The organism is Bradyrhizobium yuanmingense, assembly GCF_900094575.1.
Lineage (GTDB): Bacteria > Pseudomonadota > Alphaproteobacteria > Rhizobiales > Xanthobacteraceae > Bradyrhizobium > Bradyrhizobium yuanmingense.
This window is the reverse complement of the sequence record NZ_FMAE01000052.1, coordinates 1-8,943: the sequence shown is the minus strand read 5'-3', so window position 1 is coordinate 8,943 and position 8,943 is coordinate 1. Positions and strand designations below refer to the sequence as shown.

Sequence of the window (8,943 nt, the reverse complement as noted above, 5' to 3'; positions counted from 1 at the left end):
AGTGTGCTGCAGAAGCACACGGAAAGGATGATCGAGATGATCTGAAAATCTGTGTGCACAAGCTGTGGCAGCGATGAGGGTAGGCCCCTCGGGATCGACTTTCAGGAGTAGGTCCCAAATCACTTCAAGCGGCTTCGCTTAAGAGGCGCGGTCGTGAGCGTTGAAGCCAACGGTCGGGAATACCCGAACGGATAGGCGTCCGAGAGACGAATGAAAATGAACCCGCCGATGAACCGTCGTAACGTGGAAATCGTCGTCAAAACCAGAGGTGTGTCGTCCCTCTGGGATGAGCCCGCCGGAAGCCTGATGACCGGGCGGGCGGCGACCGGCGTTGAGGGGGCGTGAATCGGATGCAGGCGCTGCCGCGGAACTGCAGGAACCAGTCGCTCCGATGGAAAGGGAGAAGCACAAGCGGAGAAGACCGCGAGGCGAGATTACCGACGCGGAGCACTGGGACGGACCGATCCGTATTAGCGACGAAGGCTCGTAATGGGGCCGGAGCAAAGGGATCGGATCAGGAGGGCTGGCCACCGTCGCAACTGACAACAGGAGGACGACGGTGAACCAGCCGAGCAAACCGTTCAACATCGACAAGAGAGAGGTGTACGAAGCATATCTGCAGGTGCGATCCAATGGTGGCGCAGCCGGTGTCGACGGAGTGACGATTGAGCAGTTCGAGTCCGACTTGAAGAGCAATCTCTACAAGATTTGGAATCGAATGAGCTCAGGCGCCTACTTCCCGCCGCCTGTTCGCGCCGTCTCCATTCCAAAGAAGAGTGGGGGCCAAAGGATCCTCGGGGTGCCCACTGTGGCAGACCGCGTGGCACAGACGGTTGTCAAACAACTAATTGAGCCGGCTCTCGACGCAATCTTTCTGGCGGATTCTTACGGCTACAGACCCGGTAAATCGGCTCTCGATGCCGTAGGCGTAACGCGACAGCGGTGCTGGAAGTACGATTGGGTTCTGGAGTTCGACATCAAGGGACTGTTCGATAATATCGACCACGAGCGTCTGCTGCGGGCCGTCCGGAAACATGTGACGTGCGCATGGGCGCTGCTCTACATTGAAAGATGGCTGACAGCGCCGATGGTGCAAGAGGATGGAACGATAATCGAGCGAAGCCGCGGTACCCCACAAGGGGGCGTGGTGAGCCCGATCCTCGCCGACCTCTTCATGCACTATGCATTTGATCTCTGGATGGCACGGATGTTCCCCGATCTCCGGTGGTGTCGGTATGCAGATGACGGGTTGGTACATTGTCGGAATGAGATGGAGGCGCAAAGCATTCGCGAAGCGCTCCAGGCTCGGCTGGCAGAGTGCTGCCTGGAACTGCATCCTACGAAGACGAGGATCGTCTACTGCAAGGACGACCGACGCCGGGGCAAGACTGAGACGGTCATGTTTGACTTTCTCGGTTATTGCTTCCGGCCGCGATCGGTCCTGCGGCCGCGTTCGCAGAGGATGTTCTGCGGGTTCACTCCGGCGGTCAGCAAACCAGCGCTGAATGCCATGCGAGCGACGATCCGAAGCTTGAAACTTCGCAAGCGAACCGAGGTGACTTTGGACGATATTGCCCGCGAGCTAAACCCGATGGTTAGGGGGTGGATCGCTTATTATGGGCAATATACGCGTTCGGCGCTCTATCCTTTGGCGCGCTACATCAACCAGACGTTGGCTATCTGGTTGAAGCGAAAGTACAAGCGCTTCCATCACCGCTTGGGACGCGCGCGTCTCTTCCTGGAGAAGATCGCGCGTGAGAACCGCAGGCTCTTTGTGCATTGGCAACTCGGCGATGGCGGCAAGCTTGCCTGATGGGAGCCGGGTGAGGCGAGAGTCTCACGCCCGGTTCTGCGAGAGGCTGGAGGTGAAATCCCTCCGGCCTACTCACCCGACAGTGCCGGTGCTGGCCAAGGGCAAGACCGATACGGCACGGTGCTGGATCTACGTCCGGGACGATCGGCCGTTTGGCGGCGCCGGGCCGCCGGCGGCGATGTTCTACTACTCCCGCGACCGTAGGGGCGAGCATCCCCAGGCGCATCTGGCGGGGTATGCCGGCATCCTGCAGGCCGACGCCTATGACGGGTACAACCAGCTCTATCTGGCGGGACGCCACCCTGGACCGATCCGGGAAGCGGCGTGTTGGGTCCATGCGCGGCGCCCGTTCTTCGCCATGGCCGATATCGAAGAGAATGCGCGTCGCAAGGCCACCGGCAAGCAGGAGCCCCGAAGAGCGTCTGGAGATGCGACGGACGCTAAGCCGGCCTCTGGTCGAGGATCTGCAGGTCTATATGCGGGAGCAGCTCGCCAAGCTGTCCCGTGGGCACGACCTGGCCAAGGCGTTCAACTACATCCTGAAGCGGTGGGCGAGCTTCACGCTCTTCCTGGAGGACGGGCGAGTCTGTCTCTCCAACAATGCCGCCGAAAGAGGCTTGCGAGGCATCGCTCTTGGGCGAAAATCTTGGTTGTTCTGCGGCTCTGATCGCGGCGGACGGCGCGCGGCTTCCATGTATAGCTTGATCATCACGGCCAAAATGAATGGCGTCGATCCGCAGGCCTGGCTCACGGATATCCTTGCCCGCATCGCCGCCCACCCAGCTCACCGGCTGGACGAGCTTCTGCCCTGGAATTGGACGCCGGCATCAGCGTTCTCCGCTCGAGCGGCATGACCACGCACGTCAACAAAGTTCATCACGTCACCACCCTCACCCAGGTCGCAAAAGACCTCGGTGAAGACGAAGACTGGCTGCGCGACATTACCATCGGCGTTCACCGACTTTGGCATCGAAAACCTGATCGAGCTCGTCAGGTTCTATAATGGAGATCGAGGACGGCCTGATCTGGGTCTATGGCGTCGGCGAAGATGGTGTGCAGGCCGTTGGCAACGGAAATGATCCAACCAGCCTGCGGCCTACGCCGGATGCGTACGCTAGAGAGTTCGAGCGCTTCGTTTCCCCGCACTGGCTGCTCCCGGCAGATCGGCCCGTGCTGCCAGTCTACATCATTGGACTGGTGCAGAACGACTAGAAGGGTACAGGGTGGACCCGGTAAAGTGACCCTCGAAAACTGTTGCGGGGGGATGTCCCGATCAATGTTGAACTACGTCGGGCCGGCATTTCCGAATGAATGTTATGCGGCCCTCGTGAATCGAGCACGCCGATCTTTTGGCGAATGTCGGCGGGGAACGCCGGAATGGGTCATCGTCGCCGGCAGGCTTGCGAGCGATTCCGTGCCGCCGAGGCTCACCGCAAGCTTGAGGATCTGCAGCGCGTTGAGGAATTTCACCGCCGCCTCCGTGCCGCCGACGATGTCGAACGAGAACGTCGCCCCCGCGCCGAGGCATTGCCGCGCGAACACGCGGCGCCGGAGAGCGAGTCCTGCTCGTGATGACCGAGGTAATGCACCCTGGCGACCTTCGGGTGGTCGCGCAAAAAGTCCGCCACGAGCCGCGCATTCGCATCGGCTTTCTTCATCCGCAGGCTGAGCGTCTCGAGCGAGCGGTTGATCATCCAGCAGGAATGCGGATCGAGCTGGGTGCCGATGGCGCCGCGCAGCGCCTTGATGCCTTTCATGATCGCCTTCGATCCGAGCGCGGCGCCCGCGATCAGGTCGGAATGGCGCCGACATACTTGCTCAGCGAATACAGCGACAGGTCCGCGCCGTGCTCGATCGGCCGCTGAAACACCGGCCCGAGCAGCGTTTTGTCGCAGGCGATGACCGGCGTGTGTCCCTGCGCCTTGCCGATGGCATCGACGATGCGGCGGATCATTGCGATGTCGACGAGGCCGTTGGTCGGATTGGCGGGCGTCTCGATCAGGATCATCGAAACCCGTCCCCTCCCCGTCCCCTCCCCGTCGCCTCCTCCGCGCCTGCCTGACGGGGGCTTCATCGATGCCGTCGGCAAAGCCGACCGCGCCGATCGACAGACGCGCAAGCGTGTTCGTCAGCAGGGTCTCCGTGCCGCCATAGAGCGGCTGAGAGTGCAGGATGACGTCGCCGGGCCTGACGAAGGGCCAGGATCGTGGTCGCGATCGCCGCCATGCCCGAGGAGAACAGCGCACAGCTCTCGGTGCGCTCGTAGATTGCGAGCCGGTCCTCGACGATCTCGCTGTTGGGATGATTGAAGCGCGAATAGACCAGGCCCGCGCCCATGCCTTCTGGCGGCTCACGCCGGCCGGGGACGTAATCGAAGAAGTCCTGGCCGTCTTTGGCGGTCTTGAACACGAAGGTCGAGGTCAGGAACACCGGCGGCTTGATGGCGCCCTCCGACAATTGCGGATCATAGCCATAGGTCAGCATCAGGGTTTCCGGATGCAGCATATGGTTGCCGATATGGGTCTTCGACGGGAACGGATTTACCATGGTTGCCTCGCTGTTCTGATGCTTGCCCCGCGTTGCGGGCCGAATCGGTGGTACACGGCGGTGGTCACACAATCGAGCCCGGCCTTTTTGGGCTCCCTGTTTTGCGGCGGTCTTCGCGCAGTTGCGGCATCGGGGAAGCGAGTCCGACTCTCACCGCTACTTGCACACATTTTAGCAGCTGACCTGAGCAATGCGCCGGCGTCTAGGCCGGCGCTCCGCAGCCCTGACGTACAGCGCTATGCCTCATGCGAACTAACAAAAGCTGCTTCACAGCCTGAGGCCGTGACCATCGAGCACCCTACCCCTTAGAGCGCCCTTGATCTCGCAGGCAATTTCCTTGCATCGTCCCAAGGTTGCCAGTCCGTCGCCAGATAGTCAGCAAATTCCGCCGCCTCCTTACTCCGCACGGTTATCTCTGCACTGTCAACGTCAGCGTCGGTGACGCCGGAAACTTCAAATAAGCGCATAAGTGCTGCTGGATAGTTTCAGATCTCAGGAAGGATCAAGCGATTGTGACGCCGAGCTTTCCCGCCGAGCGCGCAATGCTTTCGCCGCAACGAAGTTACTGACATCCCGCGAGGTCAGGCCCACGGTCCGATAAGCTGAAACAAGGGCGATCAGGGCGGAATGTTACGGGGTGGTGGTCGATGAGAAAGGTCGACAGACCAAGTGACCTGAAAGCCCCTTTCCGCTTACGCTACCACTCCGCATGGCGGCCTAGCACCGTCAGAGGCTCCACCTATCGATGCGGAAACTCGGTTTAGACAATCAGGGCAGCTCTGAACCACCGTTTCTGGTAGTGGTTGTAAGTCGAGCGATGCGGTCTAATGCGGGTGCGAGTTGCCCGAGGTCGGAGACGGATGGCACGAAGAATGGCGTTGAACACTCTACGATAGGGCCAATCGCTGAACCAGAACTAAATGGGATGGTCTCAATATCGCCACGGCCGGCGAAAGCTACCAAGAAAGGATGACGCTATCCATGCCACTAGGCTCGTCCAAGCCACGACTGACAAGACCCCGATCCGGATATCCGCGGCCTAACGTCGGCGGAAGCGGACCAAACGCGTCCTTGCTCTCGTTCATGAGCACTTCGTTTGCCTAGGCGGTTAGCGATGTGACGATTTGATCAGACTAGTTCTCTCGCGATCCGTGGCAATGAGTGCAACGCCCTGTTTGCTCTCTCCACTATGCCAGCTTTCATCTGTCGCTATATTTCCCGCACTCCATCTGGGCTATTTACAATGATCTCCGTTGCGATGCATGAAGACCGCCTCTCACGAACATCAACCCTATACGCGAGTCCATACTCTCATCATCGCAGTTGGGGAAATATCCGGTCCGGCCAGTGGTTGTGGTTCCCTTACCGATGCTGACGCTCATGAGTATGCCGGAAGCTTACGCTCAAGATCTGGCAATGATAGAGTGGTGCCTAGAGCTCGCTCGGCGCGGTGCGGAGCACGGAGAGCTGCCGTTCGGGGCTGTCATTGTTTCTAAAGGAGAGATCGTTGCCGAGGCGACAAATTGCGTTTCGTCGGAAGGCGACGTAACTAGACACGCGGAGCTAGTCGCGCTTTCTCGGGCACAAAAGAGTCTGAAGCGAAAACGTCTGCCAGATTGTACTTTGTATTCGATCGTCGAGCCGTGCCCGATGTGTTCGTTTCCTACCAGAGAGGCGCGAATAAGTCGGGTGGTCTTCGCGCTTTCCTCTCCGGTGATGGGCGGATACTCGAAATGGACCGTACTGAAGGACGAGCATCTATCCAGTAAACTGCCTGAGGTTTTTGGAAGTCCGCCGGAAATCGTGTCCGGACTGTTGTCAGCGCGAGCCGAGCAGGTCTGGCGTGACTGGAACCCGATTGCTTGGCGATACATGAAACGAAGAGGTTGCTTTGGACCGGCAGCGGAGTTGCCTGAACGCCATGCGTCCGCACCGCGGCCCATCGTATCCTGGAGCGGCTTGACCGCCTTTTTCGCTGCGCCGGCCCTTTCGATTAGCAAGGCCTTTTTGCGCTCTCGTCCGAGTTCGAAGTCAATCCTTCCCGAATAACCGACGCGACAATCGCCTTCCAAGACAAAGGAAATTGAATGCCAAAACCGCTTGCTCTTGTAACCGGCGGATCATCCGGCATCGGGCTTGAACTGGCCCTACTTCTGGCTAAGGACGGTCACGATCTGGTAATCTCAGGTTTCAGTGATCGTGTTCAGCACGCGGCTAGTGAACTCCGGTCGCTCGGCGCTGAGGTGATTGCTTTCAGCTCCGATCTGACTACGGCGGAGGGCAACGAAGTTGTCATCAAAGTAGTATGGGATACTGAGCGGCCATTGAAGATTGCGGTGCTAAACGCAGGGATTTCCATCGGTGGCGCATTTCTTGAAATTCCGCTGGAACGGCATTTGGATCTGATTAGTTTGGACGTCATCTCCCCGGTCCGTTTGATTTATGCCCTACTGCCAGGCATGATCAAGAGCGGGGGTGGGAAGTTTCTGTTTGTCAGCTCGCTCTCCGCCACTACGCCTACGCTTATGAGACAGTTTACGGTCCCTCGAAGGCATTCCTGTCGTCCTTCGGCCACAGCCTGCGCGAAGAACTGGTTGGCACGAATGTCGGGATCACCATCTTGCAGCCGGGAGCCACCGCAACGGCATTCCATGCTAAGGCCGGCATGGGATCGACAGCATTTGCTGACAATAACTGGAAGAACGATCCGGCCCTTGTAGCACGCCAAGGCTATCACGCCCTCCTTACTGGCGAAACCTGCGTGATAGGGGGGCGATGAAGCCACCCGAGAGGCTACACGTCTGAACAAGGTGCTGTCTGAGGAAGAAAAGGCTCATCGTCATGCGATGATGGCTCGACCGCAATAAGGAGTAATGGCATTAAGTTCGATAGCCTGAAGCTCTGAGGTAATCGGCACATTGTCGGAGGTGAAGGCGTCGAGTGGGTGTGCGATTGCGGCCCAGACCGCAACGGTGCGCGGGGCAGCTTTGCGGAGCGCAGGTGCTTGAGCTTGCCGACCAGCCGAACGAGTTGACGCCCTGGAGCAGGCCGCTGGGAAAGGTTGTAATCTTTGAGGCTATCAGCACCAACATGAGTGATGTGCGGATTGACACTTCGCGGTGGGAGCGCGAGTACGGGAAGAAGCCAAGGGGGCGCCGCTATTGGCGCTTCCGGATCATATCGCCCAGTATTTCGGCGAAAGACTATGAGTTCAGGACGGAGATTCCATTGATGTTCCCCAGGGCGCGCAGGGCGGCAGTAGAGAGGGCGCGGCAACGCGGTTCGGATCAAGTCGTGGTGCTACCGTGAGGAACGATGGCGAGTTGGGCAATCGAACGCATAGTTTACCGCAAGACGCGCCGCTACGTAATCGCCGGCCATGGCAAGAGTATGAACTCGGTCAGTCGTGGACGAACAAGGCGCGCGTCAAGCCAGCTTTGAAGAGTCGTTGTTCTCACAAGTAGCGCGCGACGTGGAATCGAGGAGTACCAAATCGCGCGGTGCCGCTGCGCGCAAAATGTCATTCATGCGCCATCCCATCTTCACCTTCGATCACAAAGCGGTGCTCTGGCAGCTGCTGTAAGGCTATCGCATATTCAGTTTTACCACCCAGCACGGCTGATGTCGCGTCGCGGGAAAGACCTCGTCGCCAGGGCCCAGACGATGGCGCGACGGCCCCCAAAAATCGTCTCGCGCGACTTCGTGTCAGATCAGATCACCGACGGCCGTCGCTCCGCATTCTGACCGTGGTCGACCATAGCACCCGCGAGTGTCTGGCGCTGGTGGCCGATACCTCGCTCTCGGGCACCCGCGTGACACGGGAACTGGAGCCGCCTGATCACCGAGCGCGGCAAGCCTAACACGGTGGTCAGCAAAAACGGCGCTCAACTCGCCAGCAATGCCGTTCTGACGTGGGCGGATCAGAGCCGCGTCGCTTGGCACTACCTCGCGCGAGGCAAGCTGACCTTGCCCCCAGATTTTATCCAGTTCTGAGTTCGCTCAAGCCATTGGATTTGCCCAGTTGGGCGGTGGTAGCGACGGGAGCTGGCGCGGAGCCATCGGCATAGCGCAGCGCCAGATCCCGGCGCGGGTGGCAGGTGAAGGCGAACTCGGAGGGTGTCTTCCATCCGAGCTGTGAGTGCGGTCGTGTGTAGTTATAATCGGCGCGCCAGCATCCGAGCGCGACGCGGGTCTGAGCCAGCGACGTGAACAGCGTCTCGTTCAACAATTCATCCCGGAGCCGACCGTTGATGGGGAAGACGGCCCCGCTCCCTCGGCGCCGGCGATATACTGGCGATGGACGAACCCGCTAACAGGAGCAATTCACCAATGGAAGCCGCGACAATTGGGTTGGACATTTCGAAGCACGTATTTCACCTCCATGCAGTTGATAGCCAAGGCCAAGTGGCCGGTCGGCAACGCCTCCGGCGAGGCGAGATCGTGTCGTTCTTCTCCTCGCTCGCACCTTGCCTGGTCGGCATTGAGGCCTGCGCGACCGCTCACCACTGGGCGCGGGAGATTCGGCAGTTCGGACACGATGTGAGATTGATCCCGCCAGCCTATGTTAAACCCTACGTACGAAG

General features: G+C 59.5%; 7 protein-coding genes and 5 pseudogenes. 9 read left to right on the top strand and 3 right to left on the bottom strand.

Annotation, left to right across the window (positions count from 1 at the left end; genetic code table 11):
* Nucleotides 1–210 precede the first annotated feature (210 nt).
* The 5 genes and pseudogenes from GA0061099_RS42925 to GA0061099_RS41740 all read left to right on the top strand — a co-directional run bounded on the left by GA0061099_RS42925 (nucleotide 211) and on the right by GA0061099_RS41740 (nucleotide 3,025).
* Nucleotides 211–345, top strand: a complete 135-nt coding sequence (locus GA0061099_RS42925; protein ID WP_256436599.1) for a hypothetical protein — start codon at nucleotides 211–213, stop codon at nucleotides 343–345.
* Between the two features lie 214 nt (nucleotides 346–559).
* Complete coding sequence (ltrA, locus tag GA0061099_RS38155) at nucleotides 560–1,813, top strand: group II intron reverse transcriptase/maturase (protein WP_193375228.1); 1,254 nt, start codon at nucleotides 560–562, stop codon at nucleotides 1,811–1,813.
* Nucleotides 1,814–1,889: 76 nt separating this feature from the next.
* Nucleotides 1,890–2,667, top strand: a pseudogene (gene tnpC / locus GA0061099_RS38150) (IS66 family transposase); the annotation flags it as partial.
* The gene (locus tag GA0061099_RS41745; protein ID WP_162130879.1) at nucleotides 2,664–2,816 is read left to right on the top strand and encodes a hypothetical protein; all 153 of its coding nucleotides are present in this window, start codon (nucleotides 2,664–2,666) and stop codon (nucleotides 2,814–2,816) included. The pseudogene tnpC and the gene GA0061099_RS41745, both read left to right, overlap by 4 nt.
* Complete coding sequence (locus GA0061099_RS41740; protein WP_050996349.1) at nucleotides 2,816–3,025, top strand: hypothetical protein; 210 nt, start codon at nucleotides 2,816–2,818, stop codon at nucleotides 3,023–3,025. The genes GA0061099_RS41745 and GA0061099_RS41740 overlap by 1 nt, the downstream gene beginning before the upstream one ends.
* Here GA0061099_RS41740 and GA0061099_RS38140 read toward each other — a convergent pair.
* Both GA0061099_RS38140 and GA0061099_RS38135 read right to left on the bottom strand, forming a co-directional pair.
* Nucleotides 3,022–4,360, bottom strand: a pseudogene (locus GA0061099_RS38140) (cystathionine gamma-synthase family protein). The gene GA0061099_RS41740 and the pseudogene GA0061099_RS38140 overlap by 4 nt on opposite strands.
* Before the next feature lie 305 nt (nucleotides 4,361–4,665).
* The gene (locus tag GA0061099_RS38135) at nucleotides 4,666–4,827 is read right to left on the bottom strand and encodes an NEL-type E3 ubiquitin ligase domain-containing protein (RefSeq protein ID WP_083235187.1); all 162 of its coding nucleotides are present in this window, start codon (nucleotides 4,825–4,827) and stop codon (nucleotides 4,666–4,668) included.
* 901 nt (nucleotides 4,828–5,728) lie between these two features.
* Between GA0061099_RS38135 and GA0061099_RS43345 the strand changes: the two genes are divergently transcribed.
* From GA0061099_RS43345 to GA0061099_RS38115, 3 genes and pseudogenes are all read left to right on the top strand, one after another.
* The gene (locus tag GA0061099_RS43345) at nucleotides 5,729–6,409 is read left to right on the top strand and encodes a nucleoside deaminase (RefSeq protein WP_124163993.1); all 681 of its coding nucleotides are present in this window, start codon (nucleotides 5,729–5,731) and stop codon (nucleotides 6,407–6,409) included.
* Nucleotides 6,410–6,447: 38 nt separating this feature from the next.
* Complete coding sequence (locus GA0061099_RS43340) at nucleotides 6,448–7,080, top strand: SDR family NAD(P)-dependent oxidoreductase (RefSeq protein ID WP_199751074.1); 633 nt, start codon at nucleotides 6,448–6,450, stop codon at nucleotides 7,078–7,080.
* A 970-nt stretch (nucleotides 7,081–8,050) separates the two neighbouring features.
* Nucleotides 8,051–8,320, top strand: a pseudogene (locus tag GA0061099_RS38115) (DDE-type integrase/transposase/recombinase); the annotation flags it as partial.
* Nucleotides 8,321–8,339: 19 nt separating this feature from the next.
* Here GA0061099_RS38115 and GA0061099_RS38110 read toward each other — a convergent pair.
* Nucleotides 8,340–8,609, bottom strand: a pseudogene (locus GA0061099_RS38110) (integrase core domain-containing protein); the annotation flags it as partial.
* Nucleotides 8,610–8,689: 80 nt separating this feature from the next.
* Between GA0061099_RS38110 and GA0061099_RS41935 the strand changes: the two are divergent.
* Nucleotides 8,690–8,943 (top strand): annotated as a pseudogene (locus GA0061099_RS41935) (IS110 family transposase); the annotation flags it as partial.